The 22,932-nt window shown below is 62.7% G+C and carries 22 protein-coding genes; 14 read left to right on the forward strand and 8 right to left on the reverse strand.

Annotated elements, in window-relative coordinates; translation table 11 throughout:
* Window positions 1–146: 146 nt before the first annotated feature.
* From BX591_RS12450 to BX591_RS12460, 3 genes are all read left to right on the forward strand, one after another.
* Entirely contained in the window at window positions 147–683 is a 537-nt protein-coding gene (locus tag BX591_RS12450) for a MarR family winged helix-turn-helix transcriptional regulator (RefSeq protein WP_244147118.1), read from the forward strand.
* Window positions 684–835: 152 nt separating this feature from the next.
* Complete coding sequence (locus tag BX591_RS12455; protein ID WP_111931718.1) at window positions 836–1,240, forward strand: FKBP-type peptidyl-prolyl cis-trans isomerase; 405 nt, start codon at window positions 836–838, stop codon at window positions 1,238–1,240.
* A gap of 225 nt (window positions 1,241–1,465) precedes the next feature.
* Window positions 1,466–2,539 carry a DUF6765 family protein gene (locus BX591_RS12460; protein WP_111931720.1) on the forward strand — a complete coding sequence of 358 codons (1,074 nt, stop codon included), beginning with the start codon at window positions 1,466–1,468 and terminating at the stop codon, window positions 2,537–2,539.
* A 92-nt stretch (window positions 2,540–2,631) separates the two neighbouring features.
* Here the strand turns inward: BX591_RS12460 and BX591_RS12465 are convergent, their stop codons facing one another.
* A complete protein-coding gene (locus tag BX591_RS12465) occupies window positions 2,632–2,871 on the reverse strand; it encodes a hypothetical protein (RefSeq protein WP_111931722.1) in 240 nt (79 codons plus the stop codon).
* Between the two features lie 300 nt (window positions 2,872–3,171).
* Here BX591_RS12465 and BX591_RS12470 point away from each other — a divergent pair, with 300 nt between their 5' ends.
* From BX591_RS12470 to BX591_RS12520, 11 genes are all read left to right on the forward strand, one after another.
* Window positions 3,172–3,456 (forward strand): hypothetical protein, encoded by a 285-nt coding sequence (locus BX591_RS12470; RefSeq protein WP_244147119.1) that lies wholly within the window; start codon window positions 3,172–3,174, stop codon window positions 3,454–3,456.
* Between the two features lie 226 nt (window positions 3,457–3,682).
* Window positions 3,683–4,519, forward strand: a complete 837-nt coding sequence (locus tag BX591_RS12475) for an H-NS family nucleoid-associated regulatory protein (protein ID WP_111931726.1) — start codon at window positions 3,683–3,685, stop codon at window positions 4,517–4,519.
* A gap of 22 nt (window positions 4,520–4,541) precedes the next feature.
* The gene (locus tag BX591_RS12480) at window positions 4,542–5,027 is read left to right on the forward strand and encodes a hypothetical protein (protein WP_111931728.1); all 486 of its coding nucleotides are present in this window, start codon (window positions 4,542–4,544) and stop codon (window positions 5,025–5,027) included.
* Window positions 5,028–5,178: 151 nt separating this feature from the next.
* The gene (cls, locus tag BX591_RS12485; RefSeq protein WP_111931730.1) at window positions 5,179–6,441 is read left to right on the forward strand and encodes a cardiolipin synthase; all 1,263 of its coding nucleotides are present in this window, start codon (window positions 5,179–5,181) and stop codon (window positions 6,439–6,441) included.
* 387 nt (window positions 6,442–6,828) lie between these two features.
* Window positions 6,829–7,818 carry an alpha/beta fold hydrolase gene (locus tag BX591_RS12490; RefSeq protein WP_420849368.1) on the forward strand — a complete coding sequence of 330 codons (990 nt, stop codon included), beginning with the start codon at window positions 6,829–6,831 and terminating at the stop codon, window positions 7,816–7,818.
* Window positions 7,815–8,384, forward strand: coding sequence for a methyltransferase family protein (locus BX591_RS12495; RefSeq protein WP_111931732.1), 570 nt, complete (start codon window positions 7,815–7,817; stop codon window positions 8,382–8,384). Before BX591_RS12490 ends, BX591_RS12495 begins: the two co-directional genes overlap by 4 nt.
* Before the next feature lie 9 nt (window positions 8,385–8,393).
* A complete protein-coding gene (locus BX591_RS12500) occupies window positions 8,394–9,719 on the forward strand; it encodes a glycosyltransferase (protein ID WP_111931734.1) in 1,326 nt (441 codons plus the stop codon).
* Between the two features lie 62 nt (window positions 9,720–9,781).
* Window positions 9,782–11,341, forward strand: a complete 1,560-nt coding sequence (locus BX591_RS12505) for a DHA2 family efflux MFS transporter permease subunit (RefSeq protein WP_111931956.1) — start codon at window positions 9,782–9,784, stop codon at window positions 11,339–11,341.
* Between the two features lie 10 nt (window positions 11,342–11,351).
* Window positions 11,352–12,338, forward strand: coding sequence for a glycosyltransferase family 2 protein (locus tag BX591_RS12510; protein ID WP_111931736.1), 987 nt, complete (start codon window positions 11,352–11,354; stop codon window positions 12,336–12,338).
* On the forward strand, window positions 12,335–13,906 hold the full coding sequence (locus BX591_RS12515; protein WP_420849370.1) for an efflux transporter outer membrane subunit: 1,572 nt from the start codon (window positions 12,335–12,337) through the stop codon (window positions 13,904–13,906). Before BX591_RS12510 ends, BX591_RS12515 begins: the two co-directional genes overlap by 4 nt.
* A gap of 66 nt (window positions 13,907–13,972) precedes the next feature.
* Complete coding sequence (locus tag BX591_RS12520; RefSeq protein WP_244147125.1) at window positions 13,973–15,145, forward strand: HlyD/EmrA/EmrK family protein; 1,173 nt, start codon at window positions 13,973–13,975, stop codon at window positions 15,143–15,145.
* Here BX591_RS12520 and BX591_RS12525 read toward each other — a convergent pair whose 3' ends face one another.
* The 7 genes from BX591_RS12525 to BX591_RS12555 all read right to left on the reverse strand — a co-directional run bounded on the left by BX591_RS12525 (window position 15,146) and on the right by BX591_RS12555 (window position 22,707).
* Window positions 15,146–16,030 carry a hypothetical protein gene (locus BX591_RS12525; RefSeq protein WP_244147121.1) on the reverse strand — a complete coding sequence of 295 codons (885 nt, stop codon included), beginning with the start codon at window positions 16,028–16,030 and terminating at the stop codon, window positions 15,146–15,148.
* Window positions 16,031–16,086: 56 nt separating this feature from the next.
* Window positions 16,087–16,881: a MetQ/NlpA family lipoprotein gene (locus tag BX591_RS12530; RefSeq protein ID WP_111931742.1), complete on the reverse strand. Its 795-nt coding sequence runs from the start codon at window positions 16,879–16,881 to the stop codon at window positions 16,087–16,089.
* Window positions 16,878–17,960, reverse strand: a complete 1,083-nt coding sequence (locus BX591_RS12535) for a formylglycine-generating enzyme family protein (protein ID WP_111931744.1) — start codon at window positions 17,958–17,960, stop codon at window positions 16,878–16,880. Before BX591_RS12535 ends, BX591_RS12530 begins: the two co-directional genes overlap by 4 nt.
* A gap of 14 nt (window positions 17,961–17,974) precedes the next feature.
* Window positions 17,975–19,921 (reverse strand): arylsulfatase, encoded by a 1,947-nt coding sequence (locus BX591_RS12540; protein WP_176343123.1) that lies wholly within the window; start codon window positions 19,919–19,921, stop codon window positions 17,975–17,977.
* A 168-nt stretch (window positions 19,922–20,089) separates the two neighbouring features.
* Window positions 20,090–20,638: a hypothetical protein gene (locus BX591_RS12545; protein ID WP_111931746.1), complete on the reverse strand. Its 549-nt coding sequence runs from the start codon at window positions 20,636–20,638 to the stop codon at window positions 20,090–20,092.
* A gap of 4 nt (window positions 20,639–20,642) precedes the next feature.
* Window positions 20,643–21,290 (reverse strand): response regulator, encoded by a 648-nt coding sequence (locus BX591_RS12550; protein WP_111931748.1) that lies wholly within the window; start codon window positions 21,288–21,290, stop codon window positions 20,643–20,645.
* Window positions 21,291–21,297: 7 nt separating this feature from the next.
* A complete protein-coding gene (locus BX591_RS12555) occupies window positions 21,298–22,707 on the reverse strand; it encodes a cache domain-containing protein (protein ID WP_111931750.1) in 1,410 nt (469 codons plus the stop codon).
* Window positions 22,708–22,932 lie beyond the last annotated feature (225 nt).

A 22,932-nucleotide genomic window follows, 5' to 3' on the forward strand; every position in this document is an offset into this window, starting at 1 on the left:
TAACGAACCGGAAAGATGTTCGATGCTAGAAACGAACGCGACGATTGACCTAATCAAATATATGTGCGGATGCACAATAGGGCCGGGCTGCTGCGGGAAAAGCGCGTCATAATGGCCGGCGAGCCAACAATTTCCCTACATTCACCGTGTCCGATCCTTCATTGCCGCCTGTGCTGAAGCATCCCGAGCACATCGACGAATTCCTGCTGTACCGGTTGCATAACCTGGCGAGAGTGGCGGTTCAGGGTGCCGGCCTGATGTTCCGTCGAGAACTCGGTATTACCCGGCGTGACTGGCGCATTCTCGCTTTCGTCGGTAAATACCCGGATGCGAGTCTGACCCGGCTCGCCGAACAGGCGGCGCTCGATATGGTGGTGGCGAGCCGCTGCGTCGCGAACATGGTCAATAAAGGCCTGATTGCGAAAACGCGCCTGCCCGAGAACAAGAGGGTGACCGTACTCGCGCTGACCGAAGCCGGCCGTCAGGTCTACGAGCACGCACGAAAGAGCGGGCAACGCTATAACACCGAGTTCGCCGCCTGTCTGAGTGATGAAGAAGCGGTTCTTCTCGACGGACTGCTCAAACGGATGGAACAACAGGCGTTGTTATTGAATCAGCGTGAAATGGCGAAAAGCGGTCCGCTGCCTGACAACGACGAAAACGAAGACGCCGACACCGAATAGATTCACGCTGGTGAAAGCGCTGCCAGAACATGGATCTCTTTGGCGCTCTCACGGAATCGACTGGCAACCAGGCATGACGTCGACTACCCGGCCCGGGGTACGCGCGAGGCGATCCGTTACAATGAGGCGCACCCTTCACCTGGAGACTCGCTTTGAAATCTATCGTTGCTTTGGTCGCCGCAGCCTTGTTGTCTTCAACGGCAATGGCCGCCGCGCCCACCACCGAAAAACTGCCTTCCGGCGTGATCGTCGAACAACTGAAGCAGGGTACCGGCGCCCAACCGGCCGCGACCGACGTCGTCAAGGTCAACTACCGTGGCACGCTGGCCAACGGTACCGAGTTCGATAGTTCCGCGAGCCACGGCGGCCCGGCTACGTTCCCGCTGAACCGTGTGATTCCGTGCTGGACGCAAGGCGTGCAGAAGATGAAAGTGGGCGGTAAGGCGAAGCTGACCTGCCCGGCGGCGACCGCTTATGGCGATCGTGGCGTCGGCGTGATTCCGCCGAATAGCGACCTGACGTTCGAAGTCGAGCTGGTCGACATCGTCAAGCAATAAAGCGCGATGCGCGCCAGGAAAAAGCCCCGCTGCGGAACTCGCAGCGGGGCTTTTTTCATTCGGCGCAGTGCGCGCGTCTGAAACGTGTCGACGCGAGAAGGCGTTATTTAAAGTCCGGCGGGACTTCTTCGTTTACTCTCTACCCGTGCGCCGACGCGGATTCTGCCAAGCCGCACCAATCTGAACGATCCCACTGTCATTTGCCGCGTGTCTGGAGTGCCTGCCATGAATATCGACTTTCACTATGGCGTGGTCTATATCGCGAGTCGCATTGGCGGTATGGCGGCCGGCGACGCGCTCACCGTCGCGCATGCCTGCCAGTATGTCGACGATGCGACGACGGCCGGGATACTGCGCTTCGAAGGGGGCGAGACGTTCGAGCGCTTCGCCACTGCGCACAAGATGTTCGACTATGCCAACACGGAGAATGACCAGAACCGTCTCGTGTGGGCGCCGTTTCACTTTCTGCCGGCGGGCGAGGGCGACACGCTGCAGGAAAAAGCCGTGTGCCGTCCGGATAGCGTGGTAGCGCGCGAAATGGTGCGCCGGGCGATCCGGCAGCGGGGCGCCGAAACGGCGTTGCATCGCCTGGGCGTGACGCTTCATACCTACGTCGATACCTGGGCGCACCAGGGATTCTCCGGTATCGAGAGTCCCGCTAACCGGGTGCATTTACTGGAGTCGCAAGATTGCACGCGTAAAGGCTGGTTTGCCAGATTGAAGCTCGCTACCCAGCATCTGATCGAACACGCCGAAGAAGACGTTTTGACAATAGCGCTGCCGGTCGGTCACGGCGCCGCATTGCACTATCCCGACCAGCCGTGGGCCAAATGGCATTACATCGACGGCAGAAACGCGTTCGTTGAAAGACACAATTTGCCGGAGTTCGTGCAGGCGGCCGAGATGGCTTGCCGCGCGGTGCGTGCCTATGTCGCTGAGCGGGAAGACTTTGAAACGCAACCCGGTTTGCCGGCGAACGTGAAAGAGGCACTCACCGAGCTTCTCGATACCAATCGGAATCTGGACGATAACCAGCGGCTGAAGACGATTTGCGACGTGGTGAGTAGAGGCGGCATTCCGGGTCTGCAGGAGTCGATTCCCCAGTATGTGGCCAAAGGCCCCGGTTCCTGGAAGTGCAACGCCACCGGATTGCAGTTCGATGACGACACGGGCGACAAGCCGCAGTGGACGGATGCGTTTGAGAAAAGCGACTACCGTCTATTTCATGACGCGGTCAAAGAACACCGCTTCGTGACGACGCAGGAGATTCTGCCGGCTCATGGCGTGCGGATAGCGTAATCGCGCTCGCGCGTGCTACTCGTCCCTTGTCCCGCTCGCGGGTGCGGCCGGGTAAATTGCCGCCGCCGCACCCGCTTTTCAGTACTTTGCGGCTATTCCGCCCGCATCTGTTGTTGGCGCTGCGCGGCCTGTTCCTGCGCGTGTTTTTTGGCCAGATGGTGTCCGACGATACAGCCGCCCACCGCGCCCACTACCGCATGATGCCCGGCGTAGTGCCCCGCCACCCCGCCCACGACTGCCCCCTTGAAACAACCGGCGGCATTCGCCGTGCCGACCGCCGCCAACGTCAGTGCCACCGACGCGAAGGCCGTTTTGATGTAACCCGCTTTCATCTGAAAGTACCGTTCTGTTGAGTTGTCCCAAGGTGGCGACAGGCAGCGCTATTTCAATAGTCCGTTCAGCAACCCGGCTCGCGCGCAATGGGATTTTCTAAAGCCGTTCAGCGTGCAAACCCACCCAAACGATAAAAAAGCGCCCGCTCTCCTTTGAATCTTCGAATGCTTGCCTATAGTAGAAGCGACTATTGCCGCCGCGCGCGGCGGCTGCCTGCGGTTGACGCGTGACACGGGGAAACGCCAATCATGTTATCGAACGCTGCAATCTATCAGTCTCGGACTTGCACACCGGAGTCGTTGCGAACGCTTGCCGGCTTTCTCGAACTGGCGCTCGACGAAGGAGAAAGCGTGGTCCTGATGCGAATCGGTACGCACGTGCGCAGCGTTTATATCGGCGATCCATCCGGCGCACTGGAGCAATTGACGGATCACGGTGTGGTGGCCGCCACTCTGGCCGACGACATGCTGGCGCTGACCCGCCTGGGACTCAACCGGATTACCGCCGACGAACAGCAGTACCGCTTCATTCGCAGCGTGAGGTACATTGCCGATCGCCAGGCGGTAGTGTTTACGCCTGCTTGAGTGGTTCGGAAAAATTGATCGGAAGTAAAGGAAAAGGCAACAGGCAAGGTAAGGGGAAGGGAAATAAAAGGATGGCTATCGAGTTGTAACGAGTAGAGAACCCGAAAGGTTCGGACTCCACGGCATGCATGATCGGATAAAGCTGCTGCTTTATAGCCACATAGATCTGCCTTTCTCCTGTTATTCGTGGCATAGTTCGATCGATCAACATATAAGGAGCAATCACATGCCTTCGTTAGAGCAAATCCAAGCAAAGCTTAAGAAGCTCCAGGCGCAAGCCGACGTCCTTATTGCCAGAAAGGCACAAGACGCGGTCGACCAGATTCGCGGTTTGATGCTCAAGCATGGCCTGACTACAACCGATATCGAAGCCAAAGCAAAAGCGCGACGCGCGGCAAGAGGCCTGAACGGTCATGGCGGAAACGGTAAGGTAAAAGCTGTAACGGGCGGTAAGCCGGCCAAGTATCGCGATCATAAAACCGGTGCAACCTGGACCGGTCATGGTCGCGCGCCGGGTTGGATTGCCAACGTCAAAGACCGCACGCAATATCTGATTGAAGGCGCGGGCGAATTGAAGTCGGTGGCGAAAGCGGCGGTCGCGCACGCGAAAGGCGGTAAAGGTCAGCCTAAAGGCGCGCAGCCGCCCAAGTACCACAACCCGAAAACCGGCGCGACCTGGAGTGGGCGCGGCCCGGCGCCGGCATGGCTGGCAACGGTTAAAGACCGGAGCAAATTCCTGATCGACAGCGCGGCAGCCGGAGCGAAAGACGCAGGCAAGGCCGTGGTGAAAACGGCCGGTAAAGCAAAAGCAACGGCAACCGGCGCGGTGAGCAAGAAGGCAGCGGCAAAGAAAGTCGTAGCCAAGAAAGCGACGGCTGCCAAAAAGACCGCCGCAAAGAAGGTGAGCGCGGCGAGCAGAAAAACAGCAGCAGCGAAACCCGCAGCGAAGAAAGCCGCTGCAACCCGCGTAGCGAGAAAAGCGCCGGGTCGCAAACCCGCCGCAAAGGCAGCCGCTTCGGCCGCCGCCGCGCCGCAAGCCTCAACTGTGCAAGCCGGCGCATAAGCGCCACGGAGTCGCGAAGTAGATGACCAGCACGCTTGCATCACCCCAGCAGGAAGACCACGTCGTCCTGCTGGATTCGGTTCCTCAGCCTGCGGCGGACGCCGCCGAACCCTTCATTGTCGCGAGTGCCCGCCGGGTGATTCTGGCTTATCCAATCGCGGAAGCCGACTTTGAACGCTTCGGGCCATTCGATCCCGACGACGATCCCCACTGTACGGTGCTCTTTCCAGACGCGGTATTTCATCGGCTGGGACCGCCTGGCGAGGTCGATCTGGAGATTCATCCGCTCGCCTCGCAAGGTTTGGCGGGCTGGTCGGTTCATGAAGTCATGAACTCGTCGCTCGCGGCCGAGATTTCGGCAGTCGAGTCGCCCATTCCCGCGCAGCGGCATTTCGTCATCACGTTCAACGAATCCACATTCGAGTGCGTGGCGTCGGACTATACGGTGGTCGGTGTCTATGGCGCCGGTGAAATTGCCAGCCGCGAGGCTTTCTCGCTCGTCAGATAAAGCAATTGGGTAGCAAGGCGCGGGCCTGCAACGGGCACGCGCAATGCGTCCTGCGTTCGTGATAAAAACCGGGCCGTTCGGGTCCGCGTCTATTCATCGAACCGTAGGGCGCGCATTCGGCACGCCTCGCCGGTGAGCATCGAGGCCACGCATGCTGACAATTCCTATCACCGCGTTCGTCACGCTCATTATCGTTTTGCTGATTGCCAATCTTTCGACTGGCGAGAAGAAGATCGAACACAAAATTGCACGCCGTTATGGGAGCGACGATCCGCAATTCCTGCGATCCATGGGGCTGTTGCTGGGCCCTCCAGTTATTTCGGGCAATCGCTTCGAGATGCTGCTCAACGGCGACCGTATTTTTCCGTCGATGCTCGAAGGCATTCGCGCCGCGCGCCACACCATCACCTTCGAGACGTTCATTTACTGGTCCGGCGAAATAGGCGAGCAGATCGCCCACGCGCTGGCCGATAAAGCACGCGAAGGCGTCGCGGTGCATGTTCTGCTCGATTGGGTCGGCTCGTCGAAAATGGACAAGCGCTATCTGGATCTGCTGCGCGACGGCGGCGCCGAAGTCATTCAGTATCACAAGCCGCATTGGACCGGCCTGGGTCGTATGAACGATCGCACGCACCGCAAACTGCTGGTGATCGACGGACGCATCGGTTTCACCGGCGGTGTGGGCATCGCTCCGGAATGGACCGGACACGCGCAGGATGAAAAGCATTGGCGCGACACGCATTTCCGCGTGGCCGGACCCGTGGTCGGTCACATGCAAGCCGTGTTCATGGACAACTGGGTCAAAGCGTCGGGCAAGGTACTGCACGGCGAGGACTACTTTCCGGAAGTGGAAGACGTCGGCGAAGGTCTCGCGCATATGTTCAGCAGCTCGCCGTCGGGCGGCAGCGACGACATGCAGTTGATGTACCTGATGGCCATCACCGCGGCCACCCACAGCATTCATCTGGCGAGCGCTTACTTCGTGCCCGACAAGCTCACCATCAATGCGATCGTCGAGGCCGCGAAACGCGGTGTGAAAGTGCAGATCATCACGCCGGGCAAGCGCATCGACACGCACACGGTTCGCGAGGCATCGCGCGCGTGTTGGGGCGATCTGCTCGAAGCGGGTGTCGAAATCTTCGAATATCAGCCCACCATGTTCCATTGCAAGTTGCTGGTGGTGGACGAGTACCTGGTGTCGGTCGGCTCGACCAATTTCGACAGCCGTTCGTTCAAGCTCAACGACGAAGCGAATCTGAATATCTACGACCGCGACTTCGCGAAGCAGCAGACAGCGGTGTTCGCCGACGACCTCAAGCAGTCGCAACAGATCACGTTCGAAGCCTGGAAGCACCGGCCCCTCACCGAGAAGCTCATCGAGAAATGCATCCCGTTACTGGATACGCAACTCTGACAAATAGACTACATTCGCCTAAACATCGCATTTCTCATGCCGTCTGCATGAATTAGCTTTTATGAAAAAATAGTTTTGAAATTGTTTTAAAAATCGGTTTGCTATCGTATATTGACATCAAGTCTTAACGCAGAAGCGACAGACTGGTATTCAATGAATAGCACGGTTGGGCGTTTCTGGCGTGCATTCAATTAGTGCATATAAGATAGTTCACGAGGCACCGCAAGCTACGGCGTCGGTGCAGGAGCGGTCGTCGCGGATCAGACTTGCCGGCGTAAAGGCAAGTCGCATGGGCCTGATCCGCGGTGGCACGGCCGCAAGGCGTCCGCGAGCGCGGGCGCGGTATCGGTACGCATTTGCTTCGACGCAAGTGCATGCGAATACGCCATGCCCATCGAAAAACTCCTTGTTCCGCTGCCGGCGGGCCTGAAAGTCTACGTTGAACGTCACGTATTCGATCCGGCCTTCGAGAGTGTCATTCTGATCAACGGTGCGCTGGCTACCACAGCCTCGTTCGGTCAGACAATCAAATATCTCGGCGAACGCTATAACCCTATCTGTTTTGATTTGCCTTATGCCGGGCAATCGAAAACGCATAATAAATGCAGCTTCGTTCTATCTAAAGACGACGAAGTCGACATTCTGCTTTATCTAATACGCTTATTTGAACCGAGTTTTCTGTTATCGGTTTCCTGGGGCGGCGTGGCCTCGTTGCTGGCGCTGTCGCGGGAACGCACCAGTGTGAGGCGCGCGGTGATCGCTTCGTTCTCGCCGCGCCTGAACGAGGCGATGACCGCCTATGTCACCGCCGCGCGCGACTACATAGCGGCCGGCGAAAACCTGAAGGCCGCGCAACTGCTCAACGACACGGTGGGCAAGCATCTGTCGCGCATCATGAAGCTCTACAACTACCGCTATCTGACGACATTGCCGCGCGAAGAGCAGGAACAGGTGGCGTTTCACGTCGAGCAGATTCTGGCGATTCGTCCCGAGCAGTATCTGCATGAATTCCGCAATATCGATTGCGGGCTGAAGTTCATCAACGGCGATCTCGACGAATACACCACGCCCGAGGACGCCCGTTCGTTGAGCATGCATCTGAAGCGCGCCGAGTTCGCGACGATCGGACAGGCCGGCCACTTTCTCGACCTCGAAGGCAAGCCGGCGCTGCGCCAGGTGCGCGCGGCGATTCTCGACTACTTCGGCCCGCCGCCGGTGCAGCGCGCGCTCGATTGCTTCGAGACGCTTGCCGCACGATCGTCCCTTTTGCCGGTGACGCTGGCCCCCGTGGCTAACGTGACCGGCATGGCCAACATCGGCAACGCGGCGTTGCAGACAAGCGCCGATCACTCGTTCCAACAGGTCGAACTGCCATGAATCTCGCTCAGAGCATTGCCATTGTCATGCCGTGGACGGCGTGGGTCGTGTATTGGATCGCGACGTCGAATCGCGTCAAGGCGACCGCGCGCAAGGAGGCCTCGCGCTCGCGCACATTGCAGTCGATTCCGCTGATTGCAGGCGGCGCGCTGATCGTGCTGCCGGACTTCAATCGCGCGGCGTGGTGGTTCGATCCGCAGTCGATCGGCGGCGTGCAACTCGCGGGTCTGGCCGTGCTGTTGGCCGGTCTGGCATTTTCCGTGTGGGCGCGGCTGCATCTCGGCACCAACTGGAGCGTATCGGTCACGCTGAAGGAGGGGCACGAACTGGTGCGCAGCGGGCCCTATGCGTTGGTGCGTCATCCGATCTATACGGGCTGTCTGCTGGCGCTCGTCGGCGCGGCCATCATCGGCATGCAATGGCGCGGCGCGGCGGGGCTGTTGCTGATCTTCGCGTCGCTGGCGTACAAGGTTCGCGTCGAGGAGCGCTGGTTGACCGGTCATTTCGGCGGAGCATACGCTCAGTATCGCCGCGATGTGGCCGCCCTGATTCCCGGTCTCTTCTGAGTTGCCGGTATGACCAGAGTCATCATTACCGCGATCGGCTCGGCGGGCGACGTTCATCCGCTGCTCGGTATCGGCGCGGCTCTCGCAACGCGCGGGCACGAGATCGTTTTCTGCAGCCATCCGCCCTTCGAGGCGGCGGCACGGCGGCAAGGTTTCGCGTTCAGGCCGATCGGCACAGCGGACGAATACGCGGCGGCCATGGCGAACCCGGCGCTATGGAATCCGCGCACCTCGTTCCGCACGTTGTGGGCGGTGATTGCACCGACCTTGCAGCCGCATTTCCAGACGCTCGTGTCCCTGACCGACGACGACACGATTCTGGTCGGCACGCTGTGGGCGTTCTCCGCGCGGCTGATGCAGGAGTTGTATCGTGTGCCGCTGGTGTCGGTGCAGGTGTCGCCGTCCACCTTGCTGTCCGCGCATGCGCCGCCGACGCATCCGCGTCTAACCATTCCGCGCGGTCTGCCGCTCGTCGTGAAGGCGGCGCTGCTGCGCGTGATCGAGCGGCAGGTGCTCGACAGGGTCTGCGGGCCGGCGCTGAATACGTTGCGCGCGCAACTGAGGCTGGCACCGGCCACCCGCATTTTCGGCCAGTGGCTTCACTCCACCGACGGCGTGCTGTGCCTTTTTCCCGAGTGGTTCGCGCGGCCGCAGCCGGACTGGCCGACGCCTCATCGGCTGAGCGGTTTTCCGCTCTTCAACGATACCGGCGAGCCGCCACCCGATTCGCAGCTGGACGAATTTCTGGCTGCCGGCGCGGGCGAGCGCCCCGTGGTGTTCACGCCCGGCTCGACGCTGATCGACCATGAGCGCTACGAAGACGCCGTGCGTAGCGCACTGCGTGAAAGCGGACTGCGCGGCGTGCTCCTGACGCCGCAAGCACCGGCGCCGAACGACGCGCAGTCCGCGCCGACCGTGCTTCTGAAGCGGCGCTACGTGCCCTTGCAGACGCTTCTGCCGCGCTGCCGGGCATTGGTGCATCACGGCGGCATCGGCACGGCGGCGCTGGCGTATGCCGCGGGTATCGCTCAGGTCGTCACGCCGTTCGCGCACGATCAGTTCGATAACGCGCAGCGGGTGGTGGCGAGCGGTTGCGGCGTGCGGCTCGACGGACCGTTGCACGCACAAGCGCTCGCGCGCGTCTTGAAGCAGGTGCTCGGCGATCCGTCGATCGCGACGCAATGCGGGCGTATGCAGGATCACCTGGCCGCGTCACCGGACGGCTGCGAGGCTGCCGCGCGCTTTGTCGAAGGGTTCATGCGCGGCGGTGCGCGCGTGCCGGGTCGCGAGCGTGTGTCCTCTTTCGCCATGGCGGCGAGCGGGCACGTCGTATGAGCGCGGCCACGTCGAGGCCGCAAGGCTCGCGCTGGCTTGACGCGGAGCGGAAACCGGACCGCATGCCGGGCAACGTAGGCGATGCAGGCAGCGCGCCTCGCTTGCACGGCGCGCGGCTCGCGTTACTGACCTTCGCGCTTTCACTAGCGACCTTTATCGAAGTGCTGGATTCGACCGTGACCAACGTCGCGGTGCCCGCCATTTCCGGCGGTCTGGGCGTGTCCAACAGCCAGGGCACCTGGGTGATCAGTTCGTACTCGGTGGCCGCTGCGATTGCAGTGCCATTGACCGGTTGGCTCTCGCGACGACTCGGCGAAACGCGGCTGTTTCTCGCGGCCGTGATTCTGTTCACGCTGACCTCGCTGCTTTGCGGCGTGGCCGGCGACTTTCACCTGCTGGTGGTGTGTCGCGCGTTGCAAGGACTCTTTTCGGGGCCGATGGTGCCGCTGTCGCAAACCATTCTGTTACGCACCTTCCCACCCGACAAGCGGATCGTGGCGCTGGCACTGTGGGCGATGACGGTACTGCTCGCGCCGATTTTCGGTCCGGTGGTCGGCGGCTGGATTATCGATAACTTCTCGTGGCCGTGGATCTTCCTGATCAATCTGCCGATCGGCATCTTCTCGTTCGCGGTGTGCACGACGCTGCTGCGCGTCGACGCGCGCAACCCCGGCGCCGCCCGTGCCGCGCCGATCGATCTGCCGGGTATCGTGCTGCTGATCATTGGCGTCGGGTCGTTGCAAGTGGTGCTCGACCTCGGCCACGACCGTGGCTGGTTCGATTCGCCGTTGATCCTGACGCTGGCGATCGTCGCCGCGCTGGCAATCGTGTCGCTGCTGATCTGGGAAGCGGGCGAACGGCACCCGGTGATCGATCTGAGCCTGTTTCGCGATCGCACGTTTTCGTTTTGCGTGTTGATCATCTCGCTCGGCATGATGAGCTTTTCCGTGGTCGGCGTGATCTTTCCGCTGTGGCTGCAGGCCGTGATGGGCTATACCGCGTATCAGGCGGGGCTCGCCACCGCGCCGCTCGGTGTGCTGGCGTTGGTGTTCTCGATACTGGTCGGCATCTACGCGGCGCGTTTCGACGCCCGCGTGCTCGCCACGTTCGGCTTTCTCGTGTTTGCGGCCGTGCTGTGGTGGGACGCGCATTTCACACTGACCATGACGTTCACGCAGATCATCACGCCGGGCCTGATCCAGGGCATCGGTCTGCCGTGCTTCTTCATTCCGCTCACGGCCGCGACGCTGTCGCGTGTCTCCGACGACAAACTCGCCGCCGCCTCCAGCCTGTCGAACTTTTTGCGGACGCTATCGGCGGCGTTCGGCACGGCGATGAGCGTCACGCTATGGGACAACCGCGCGCTGTATCACTACGACGTCGTCGCGCAGTCCGTGACGAAAGCGTCGGGCAATACGCAGCGTTTCGTGCAGAGCCTGCACGGCATGGGGATCGACGGTGCGCGCGAACTCGCCACCTTGCATCACGTAGTGCAGCAACAGGCCTACATGATGGCGACCGGCGATATGTTCCAGATGGCGAGCGTCACCTGTCTCGTGCTCGCCGCGATGATGTGGCTCACCCGCCCGAAGCGGGGTGCGGCCATGACCATGGGGCACTGAGGAGATCGCGATGACGACGCTGGGCGCACTGATCGTGCTGTTTCATCCGAGCGACGAGCAACTCGCGCGCGCTGTGGCCATGCGTCACCTGTGCGATCGCTTGCTGGTGGTCGACAACTCGCCGCAGCCCGATCCGCGCGCGGCGTCGTTGCTGAAAGAGGTGGGCGTCGCGCTGTTGCACCATGGCAACCGCCACGGTATCGCCGGAGCCTTCAATGGCGGCCTGCACGCGCTGTTCGAGCAAGGCGTGGATGCGGTCGCACTGTTCGATCAGGACTCGGAGACCCCCGCCGACTATTTCACGGTGATGCGCGAACGTTGCGCGCTGCTCGGCGGCCACGCGTATTTATTGGGCCCGCGTATCTTCGACGAAAACGACCAGCGCTTCCTGCCCGAACTCGCCACCAGCGGCCTCGCGGTCGAACGGCTGTCGGTGCGCGCCGACGCCGCCTTGCAACGCTGCGCGTTTCTGATCTCGTCGGGCTGCGTGATTTCGCGTGATGCGTTCTCGCGCCTTGGCCGTTTCGACGAGGCGCTGTTCATCGACCATGTCGATACCGAATACTGTCTGCGCGCGTTGTTGCGCAACGTGCCTCTGTACGTGGTGCCGCAACTGGTGCTGTCGCATCGGATCGGCGCGCGGCGCCGTCACAAACTGGGCGCATTCGAAATGACGACGATGAATCATCCCGGCTTTCGCCGCTATTACAGCGCGCGCAACGCGATGCAACTGGCGCTGCAATACGGACTGCGTTTGCCCGTTGCCGTCGTGCCGAATCTGCTGACGTTGTGGCAGATCGTACAGATCGTGCTGGCCGAGCACGACAAGCTGGCGAAGCTCGATGCGATTGCATTAGGCCTGTGGGACGGTCTGTTCGGGCACATGGGACCGCTCGAACAAACGCGTCCACGGCTCGCGGCCAAGGCGGCGCGGGCGCGCGCTGCGCTTACACCGGCCGCGAGCGAGCGCGCGTTGCACCAGCCGCGCCATTCCTGACGCGCCGCGAGACGCACGACATGAGCCCACGCTTGCGAAACCTCGTCTTCACGCGAAATGCGTTGCCGCTGCTGCTTGCCGCGGCGCTCTACGGCTGCGTGAGCGATAGCGGCCTGCACACGAACGTGGCGCCGCTCACACCGTCCGCCGATGCGCTCGCGCACACCGTAGGCCCCGGCGCGAACGGCGCGTGGCCCGCGCCCGATTGGGTCAGGCGCTACAACGATCCGCAACTGAACCAACTCGTCGCCGAAGCGTTGCAGAACAATCCCGATCTACAGATCGCCAGGGCGCGAGTCGGCGGAGCGCAGGCGCAGCTGGAGCAGTTCGCGTCGCTGACCGGCTTGACCGGCACGGCAGTGGCGTCGGTCAGCAAAACCCGGCTGCCGCAGCCGGACAACGTGGCCAACGTGTCGGTCGGCGGCCAGCAGATTCCGGTGCAACTGTTCAACGATTCGACGGTGTCGCCGTCTGCGGTGATCGCCGGGTTGAGTTATCAGCTCGATCTGTGGGGCAAGAATGCCGCGCTGACACGCAGTCTGTTATCCACGCGCGACGCCGCTCGCATCGACGCGGAACAGGCGCGCCTCACGCTGACAGTCGCATTGGTGACGCTCTACTGTGAACTCGACCGCGCATTCGCGATGCAGGAAATCCTGTTGCAAAAGCAACAGGCCGCGGACCACGTCGACGCTGTGCTGCGCGAGCGCGGCGCGCGCGGGATCGACAACGCGTACGACGCGGCCGATGCCTCGCTCAAGCGCAGCCGCCTTGCGTCGCAGCAGGCGCTCAACGGCGAGCGTATCCAGTCGACCGAGTTGCAGATCGGTGTGTTGACGGGGCGTGGTCCGGAGCGCGGTTTGTCTTTGCGTCGTCCGCGACTTGCCGCGACGGCTGACACGCCGTTGCCCGCGCAACTACCGGTCGATCTGCTAGGCCGCCGTCCCGACATCGTGGCGGCGCGGTTGCGGGCCGAAGCGGCGCTCGCGAATACCGAGGCCACACGTGCGCAGTTTTATCCCGACGTGAACCTGGTGGCGTTCGCCGGGCTCACGGCGTTGACGCCGGCCGCTCTGTTCTCGCGTGCCGCGCTGACCGGTTCGGTGGGGCCGGCCATTTCGCTGCCGATCTTCGACAGAACGCGGTTGCGCGCGCAACTCGGCGGCGACTATGCCAATGTCGATGCAGCCGTAGGCCTCTATAACAAAACCATCGACCAGGCGCTCGGCGAAGTCGCCCAGCGGCTCACCTCGCTGCGCACCGTCGACACGCTCGCGCTCGAACAGGCGCACGCGGTGGACGCGGCCTCGCGCATCGTCGCGATTGCGGAGGAGCGGCACCGGCGCGGGATCGGCATGCAGAAGGACGTGACGCTCGCGGATCTGTCGCTGCTCGACGAGCGCGCGCAGCAGGTCGATCTGCGAGGCCGCCGCCGCTTGCTGCAAGTGGCGCTGGTCGGCGCGCTCGGCGGCGGTTTCGACGAACGCAACGTGGCCGGCGCACCGATCGCGCATTCGCAAGCGGCCTTTTTCTCCCACGCACGCATCATGGACACGCACTTCGATTGAATGCACAACGATAAACAGGCACAGCATGCCGCCGGCTGGACGCAGGAACAGCCCGACGCGGCCAGCATGGCGGACCATGCGGAAACGCTGCACGACCGCAAACGTGCGGGTCGACGGCGCCGTTTCGCCATGTTCTTCGGCGCGGTCGCGCTCGCCGGCGCGGTGTGGCTCACGTATTGGGGATTGAGCGCACGCTTCTACGAGGAGACCGACGACGCCTACGTGGCCGGCAACATCGTGCAGATCGCGGCGCAGATACCGGGCACCGTGACGGATATTCTGGTGGACAACACGCGCCAGGTCCGTGCCGGTCAGCCACTCGTCAAGCTCGACGATACCGAGGCGGCCGCCGCATTCGCGCAGGCTCGCGCGCAACTGACGCTGGCCGTGCGTCAGGTGGCGAACGCCACGATCTCGCGCAAGCTGTACGTGCAAGCCATCGACGCGCGCCGCGCCGAACTCGCCCTGGCGCAACGCGCGCTCGCCGCGCGCGACCATGCGTCGGTCGAAGTCGTGTCGCCGGAAGAACTGGCGCGCGCCAAGGAGACGGTGGCGGTCGCGCAGGCGAACCTCGCGTCCGCGCAGGTACAACTCGACGCCGCGCGTGCGCTGGGCGGCAAAGTCCCGATTGAATCGAGCCCGACGGTGTTGCAGGCCGCCGCGCAATTTCGGCTCGCTTACCGCAATGTTCAGCGCACGACCGTGGTGTCGCCGGTGGACGGCACGGTCGGTCAGCGTTCGGTGCAGATCGGGCAGCAGGTTGGGCCGGGGCTCGCGCTGATGTCGATCGTTCCGCTCGAACGCCTGTGGGTCGAGGCCAACTTCAAGGAAGGGCAGATTCGCAGCATGCGGGTGGGGCAGCCGGTGCGTATCGTGTCGGACGTGTACGGCTCGCAAGTGGTGTATCGCGGCCATGTGGAAGGCTTTTCGGCGGGGACGGGCAGCGCGTTTTCGATGCTGCCGTCGCAGAACGCCGCCGGCAACTGGATCAAGGTCGTGCAGCGCGTGCCGATCGTGATTTCGCTGGATGCGGCGGAACTGGCCGCGCATCCGTTGCGGCTGGGTTTGTCGATGCAGGTGTCGGTGGATACGCACCAGCGCGGCGGTCATCTGATCGGCAACGACACGCCGGCGGCGACACAGACCACCCGCGTGCGCGATAACGTTTCGCGCGATGCCGACGCATTGATCGCGCGGATCATCAGGGAGAACAGCGACCGCGGCGGCGCAGCCGATTAGTTAGCGCTCCGCGCCGGACAGGTAGGCTTCGACGCGTAAGGCGAAGGCCGTGTTTTCGTTGCGGCGCTGTGTTGGCGCAGTCAGCAGCGTTCTGGCGCGTTGAAAAGCGTTGGCGAAACCACGCAATTCCTGCGTGACCGGACGATCGTCGAGCCGACGGCGCAGCAACGCTTGCGCGACGCGGCGTTCGATCAACGCGAGTTGACTGTCGACATAGTCGAGGCACCATTCACGGCAGCGCACTGACGCGCCCGCTACGGCCAACAGCGCCGGCACGATCGAAATCGTCAGGGAGCCGCCGGCGGGAATGCGCGCCAACGCGGCGGGCGATTCGAACGGATCTTGACGCAGCGAGTCGAACACGGCGCGACCCCACATCGTCTTTTCCTGTTCGAGTGCGTGGCGGCGGCGCGCCAACGCGCTTTGAGCGCTCGCGTCTTCGATGCGGCCCTCGGCGACCAGCAGCGTCGCGTCAGCGCGTGGTCCTTGCTGAATGCAATCGGCGCCGAGATAGAGCGCGCTTTGATTGCGCCCAGCCAGCACCAGATGCTGCAGCGTGTCCGGCACGAGCGGATCGAGCGGGACCACTTCGCACGTGACGGGTTTGCCCCTCAGGTGGATGCCGCAGCGTCCGTCGTCTTCGAGCGCAGGGCAGCGCGCCAGAGACGGATAGTCATAGCCCTGCGTGACGATGCTGAAGGTATCGCCGGCATCATGCAGCAACGTCTGCGCTAGCGACGCGAACGCGGCCGCGTCCGTTTCGTCGAGCACGCTTTCGTGTCGACCCGCACGCAGCCGTTCGCCGGCCCGCCTGCGCGGCACGCGGCCAATCGCCAGACAACCGACGAACAGATCACGATGCCGGAACAGCTCCGGCAACGTCATTGCCGGGGGGCTATTGCAGCATTTGCCGCACGCCGAGCACGCGAACGAGAAGGTATTCACCACGGCCGGCGCACCGAGTCCTGGTAGCGCGTCAAAATGAAATGGGCGACGTCGTTCGAGTGATACGCGGCGACCAGTTGCGCAACCCACGGCTGCTCGCGGTCGGCGTCGCGCACCGCCAGCACGTTCGCGTACGGCGAGCGTGCGTCTTCGATACCGAGACCGTCGCGTGCCGGATAAAGACCCGCACGCGCGGCGTCGTCGCTATCGATCACGGCGAAAGCCACGCTATGCAACGTGTCGAACAGATGCGCTCGCGGCACGCGGCGAATCTTCAGATTCAGCCGGTTGCTGGTGACATCGCCGAGTTTTGCATGCAGACCGGCGCTGTCCCTGAAGGTCAGCAGGGTAAAGTTTTGCAGCAGGATCAGGGCGCGCGCGGTGCCCTCGGCGTCGTCGGGAATGGCGATCGTCGCGCCGCGTTGCAACTGGGCGAGGTTCGTCAGCGTGCGCGAGTACAGCGCGATCGGAAACGTTACGGTCGTCGTGACGCGGGTCAGCGGATAGCCGTGCAGTTTGCGCTGCGCGTCGAGACTCGGGCCGTCTTCGAAACTTGCTGCGTCGATCTGTTTCGCGGCGAGTGCCGCGTCGATGCGCTCGGGTCGATCGAACACGACAACGTCGAGCTTGAGTCCCTGGCTGGCCGCCACACGGCGTACTTCGTCCATGATTTGTGCCTGTGCGCCGGGAATCACGCCGACCCTGACGACCTGCGATTCAGTTGCTTGCGCGTGCGGAAGCACGCATGCCGTGCCCAGCAGCAGCGTCGTTATGAATTGCCGAAACTTCATGACGCGTCCCTCGACACGGTGCGAAAACCGATATGCGAGGCCGGCAAATCTGCTTCCTGCTGTTCGCGCGAGGCAGCACGATAACGTACGCAATAGTCGCGCGAGCACAGGAACGAGCCGCCTTTTATCACCATCGGCGTATCGTGCTTGCGGCCCAGCGGCGCAACCGCCGCCGTGTCGCCATTGGTGTGCGATTGGTGCGGACCTGTGTAGACGTCACGGGTCCATTCCCATGCGTTGCCGATCATGTCGTAAAGCCTGAAATCGTTAGCGGCATAGCAGCCTACCGGAGCGAGGCCGACGTGGCCGTCTTCGTTCGTGTTCAACACCGGAAATACGCCTTGCCAGTAGTTCGCGCTCGGCTTGCCGTGTTCGTCGCGCGGTGCGGTGTCGAGGTCCGCGCCTTCGTGACCGGCTTTGCCGGCGAATTCCCATTCGGCTTCGGTCGGCAGATCGCGGCCGAGCCAACGTGCGTAGGCTAGGGCGTCCGCTTGCGTGACCATCGTGACCGGTTGGTTCAGGCGGCCGTCGAGCGTACTGCCGGGCCCGCTCGGACGATTCCACGCCGCGCCTTTGACCCACGTCCACCATGCCAGATCGCGCGCGTTCATTTCGTCGCGCGTCGGCGTGTGAAACACCACGGCGCCGCCCTGGCGTTCCGCATCGCTGATATAGCCCGTTGCTTTGACGAAGGCCGCGAACTGCGCATTCGTCACGTCGGTCTGATCGATCCAGAAGCCCGCGACATGTGTCTTGCCGTCGCCGGCGGGGCGCTCGTCTTCGTAGCCGAGTTTGCTGCCGAACACGAAGTCGCCGCCACGCAGATGCACCATGCCGGCTCGTGGATCGTCGCGCCAGCGCGCGGGCAAACCGCTGTAGCGCTCGCATTGCGATTCGGAGCCGAGAGCGACCAGCGGGCGCGAGCGATTGAGTTCGTCGAATGCGCCCGCCTTGCCGCCGCCGAATGCCGCCGAAGCGGCCAGGGCAGCGGTGAAAGCGGCGCTGAACGCCGCCACGGCGATCGCGGCGTAGGTGCCGTAAAGCGCCGTGACGCGCTTCAGCCTGGAACGTGCTGTCATGACGCGCCCGTCACTCAATAGTAGCCACGCGGGCGCAACGGCTCGACGCCGCCGACGCTGCTCATATAGCTATTCCATTGCTGGATGAGACCGTCGATCACTGACGGATTCTGCGTCGACACGTCCTGCGTTTCGCCACGGTCGGTGCTCATATCGTACAGTTGCCAGTGACCGTCCACCGGACCGAGCGGCGGCTCTGTCCAGAGTGCTTTCCAGCGACCGTCGGCGCTGCGCAGATAACCGCGCCCGTACGCTTCGTCGCCGAACGACGCGCTGTGTACCGCGGCCGTGGTCTGATCGTTCAGCAGCGGCAGCAGCGATTGGCCAGTGATCGGATAGACATAGCGATTGTTGTAGACCACCTTGCCCTTGTTCTGATCCACGCCGGTGAGCGTATTGACCAGCGGCGGCGCGGCTTGCGTGGGCGGCGTAATCTGCGCGACGGCAAGGAACGTGGCGGTGTTATCGGTCACGTGCGTGAAATCGCGCAGCGTCGGTTTCTGTGTGGTCTGGCCTGGCAGATGCACGACCAACGGCGTGGACACGCCGCCTTCGCCCGAATAGCCCTTGGTCAACCGGAACGGTGTCGCGCTGACTTCGGCCCAGCGCAAACCGTATTGCAGACGTTGCGCGTTCTGCTTGCCGTTGTCGGTGCCGAGTTGCGAGTAGACCGGGTCGGCGGCATTGGCGGTGTCGGTGGCGGTCGGGTCGGCGCCGGAGTCGATCGGCCAGCCTTCGGCGCCATTGTCCGACTGGAACATGATGAAGGTGTTGTCGTACTCGCCGATGTCCTTCAGGTGCTGGATCAGCAGGCCGATGTTGTGATCGAGATTCTCGACCATGCCTGCGTAGATTTCCATGTAGCGGGCCTGTGCTTTCTTTTCGGCCGGCGAGAGGCTCGCCCACGTTTTGTTGACCGTGCCCGGGCCGTAGTCGGTATAGCCTTGCACTGCGCTATGCACCGCGCTCACGTACTTCGCGTTGACCGTGCCGTTGTTCGGCGTGGCCGCGCTCGCGACGAGCGTTTCCGATGCGCCGCCGTAAGGTACGAAGTCGTTCGGAATGATGCCCAGCGCTTTTTGCCGTGCAATGCGTGCGTTGCGGATCACGTCGTAGCCTGCGTTGTATTGGCCGACGTAGTTGTGCAGATAGGGATCGGGAACCTGTAACGGCCAATGCGGCGACGTGTAGGCCGCGTACGCGAAAAACGGTTTGCCGTCGCCCTTGTTCGAGTCGATGTACGAGATCAGGCGTTGCGTGTAGAAGTCGGTCGAATAGAACACGGCGGGGCTGCCGCCCGCACCGCCCGGTTGTCCGGGTTGGCCGGGCTGCACGTATTTGCCGTCTTCGGTGTAGTTCTGCGAGTTCGCCAGTTCGTGCGCGAAGTGATTGGTCGCGGCGCCGCCGAGCAGCGCATAGCTGTGTTCGAAGCCCCATTGATCCGGCGTCTGCCCACCGCCCGTCGCGCTGCCGACAATACCCGAACCGATGTGCCACTTACCGGCCATATACGTGTGATAGCCGCCGTCCTTCAACAGTTGTGCGACCGACAATGCGCGGTCGTTCAGATAACCCTCGTAGCCGGGCAGGCCTTTGCGTTCATCGGTCGGCACGCCCATGGTGCCTTCGCCGACCAGATGGTGATCGGTGCCGGAGATCAGCATGGAACGCGTGATCGCGCAGACCGTGCCGGTGTGATGATTGGTCAGAATGCGGCCCGATTGCACCAGCGCATCGAGGTTCGGCGTGTTGATTTCGCCGCCGAATGCGTGGATGTCCGAGTAGCCGAGGTCGTCGGCCATGATGTACAGGATGTTCGGGCGCTTTTGCGCGACGACGGGTGGGGTAGCGCCGCCGGGCAGATTGTTGTCGCCGCATGAAGCAAGGGCGACGAGGCCGGCGACGGCTGCGCCGATGATGCCGGGACGCAGAACGGGGCGTTGCGATCGATGTGTTGTCATTGTTTTGGTGACCGAATATGTCGGGTCGCCGATGGTAGCAATGACGTCTGGATGGCCAAAGATCGATTTCTGCGTTGCTATGTCCGATTGTCGATATAGGTGCCGCAGCGAAATAGCGGGTATTGCGCGTGCGTGCTTGTTGCAAGCGTAGACGCGTGTTTGCTTGAATCAGTTGCCCGGATCGAGCACGGGCTTATCCGGATCCGCGAGCGTTTTATACGGTAATTGCGCGGCATGTGGATTAGTCGTGGTGTCGTCGATTACGCGTTCCACGTCCGCGGTTTTGCCGAGCTCGGTGAGAAAGGTTTGCTTGTCGAAGCCGGGTGCCACGCAACCCTGCACGTAGATGAAGCGGCGTTGCAGCGTGAGCCACAAGGTCGATTGTTCGCGCCAGTGGGTCGCGTAGTTGATATTGGTGAGGCGCCGTTGCACGGCCTCGGCAATTTCCGTGTCGTAGAGATAACCGTTCGATAAACGGCAGCGTCCTTCTATCCAGCAACTATTGCCGCGCTCGATCCGGTAATGACTGTCGTCGAGCCATTCCTGCTCGGTTTCGAGCGGACCCAGCGGCGCCGGGCAATGATCGACGGCTTTGGAAATCTGAAAGAACGGATCGTGCCCGCGATTCACGCGGAGCGGTTCCGCCCGGGCGTGAAGGGTCGCGGCACAGAACATCAGACTGGCGAGCCGCATTGCGATCCGACGTGTCGTCCTCATACGTTCACCTCTTCGTGCGGCGGTTTTCGACCGCGAACTTGATCAACTCCGCCTGTCCTTCGATATCGAGCTTGCGCTTCAGATTCAGCCGATGCGTTTCCACCGTTCGCACCGACAGGTCGTTGCGTTGCGCGATCTGTTTGCTCGACAGGCCTTCCGCGAGCGCGTCGAGAATATCGCGCTCGCGCGGCGTGAGTCGTTCGATCGGCGACTGATTGGCCGATGCCTGAATCAAACGTGCACCGAGCCCGGCACTGAAAAACTGCTTGCCGTCGAGCACCACGCCGATGGCCTGAATGATCTCGGTGGCGGGCGAATCCTTGAGCACGTAGCCGCTGGCGCCCGCGCGCACCGCCTGAGTCACGTATTCGAGGTTGTCGTGCATGGACAGCATCAGAATCCGGATTGCCGGAAAGCGCTCGTGAAACATGCCGGCCAGCGCGATGCCGTTCATGCCGTTCATGCCGACATCCATCAGCACGAGATGCGGCGTTGCGGCGGCGGCGAGCGCGAGTGCTTCCTGGGCATTGCCGGCTTCGCCGACCACTTCGAAATTGCCGCCCGCTTCGAGCCGGGCGCGCAAGCCGTCTCGCACCAGCGGGTGATCGTCGACGAGCAGCAAACGGGCGATGGCGGATGGTGTGTCGTTCATGACGTGATTAACTTTCCTGCGAAACGGGCGCGAGCCGCACCGGCGTGTCGAGCGGCACACGCGCGGTCACGAGCGTATGGCCGGGTTGCGAACTGAGTGACAGCTTGCCGCCCAGCGGTTCCAGCCGTTCGCGCATATTACGCAAACCCACGCCCGAGCGTCGGCCGACGAACGCGTAGGCGGTGTCGAAACCGCGTCCGTTGTCGGCGATCGTCAGCGTGACGGCGTCGTGCGAGACTTCCAGCGTGAGCGCCGCGCTCGACGCTTGCGCGTGGCGCACGATATTCGTCAGCGCTTCCTGAGCGATCCGGAACAGCACGGTGTTCACCGCATCCGGCAAAACCGCTGCGTGGGTGTGCATGATCTGCGTGAAGCCGATCTCGACCGCCGACTGCTCGCCGAGTTCGCGTGTGAGTTGTTCCAGCGCGGCGGCCACGCCGAGGTCGTCGAGCATCGACGGACGCAGCGCATGCGAAATGCGCCGTACTTCGCGCAACGTGTCGCCGAGTCGCGTCAAGCTGGTGGCGAGCGCGGCCTCCGCCGCAGGCACCCGCGCTTCGCTGCGCTCGAAGCGCGCGAGCGCGGATTCGAGCAGCAGCTTCACGGACACCATCATCTGGCTAATGCCGTCGTGCAATTCACGCGACAGCCGTGCCCGTTCGTTTTCCTGAGACTCGACCACCTGCTGCGCGAGCCGTTTCAATTTCGCGTCGGCGCTGCGATATTCGGTGACGTTGAGCACGAGCGCGCACAGTGCGATTACCGCGAGTCCGGCCATCGCGATCGCGTCGATCCATTTCATCGTACGATCGATATTCGCCGCGGCGCGTGCATCGATATCCGCGAGCGCCGCATCCACGTCGTCGAGATAGATGCCGGTGCCGATCATCCAGCCCCAGCGTTCGAGCGGCACCACGTAGCCGAGTTTCGACGCGAGCTTGCCGGTGGACGGCCGATGCCACACATAGCGCACATAGCCGCCGCCGCGAGCGGACGCCGCGAGCAGTTGCTGGATGGTCAGCATGCCCTGCGGATCGCGCAGCTCCCACAGATCGCGCCCCACCAGATCGGGTTCGCGCGGGTGCATCAACGAGCGCCCGTGCGTGTCGTAGACGAAGAAGTAACCGTCCTTGCCGTAGTCCATTTTTTGCAGCACGTCGAGCGCGCGAGTGCGCAGCATCGCGTCGTCGCGGGCATTCTGCTGGCCGGCGTCATAGAGCGGCGCGATCGCCGTGGAGGCGAGCTCCACGTAGTGCTTGAGTTCGAGTTGCTTGCTGGCCAGGTAGGCGGCCTGGGTGGTCGCGTGCTGCGACTCGGCGAGCGCCATGGCTTCCTGGCGCACGCCGATTTCGATGCTGGCGATAGCGGCAAGAAAGGGCACGATGGCCAGCAGGACGAGCTTCGCTTTGAGTTTCATCGTTGAAAAGACCGCAACATGCTGCGGAAGGCCGGCTACGTAGTATTACGTAGCCGATGTACGTAGTCGCGCGCTTGTGAGGACGCCGACGAAGGCGAATACTACATCCCCGCGACGAGTGACGGTTCGCGGGCTGCCGCGCCTGCCGGCTGGAACATGACCGGCGCCTTGCCGCGCCAGCTGCAAACCGCGGATTTGCCGTCTGATATGCGGTAACCGGTTTCC

This window comes from Paraburkholderia bryophila, from assembly GCF_003269035.1.
In the GTDB taxonomy this organism is placed as follows: Bacteria; Pseudomonadota; Gammaproteobacteria; order Burkholderiales; family Burkholderiaceae; genus Paraburkholderia; species Paraburkholderia bryophila.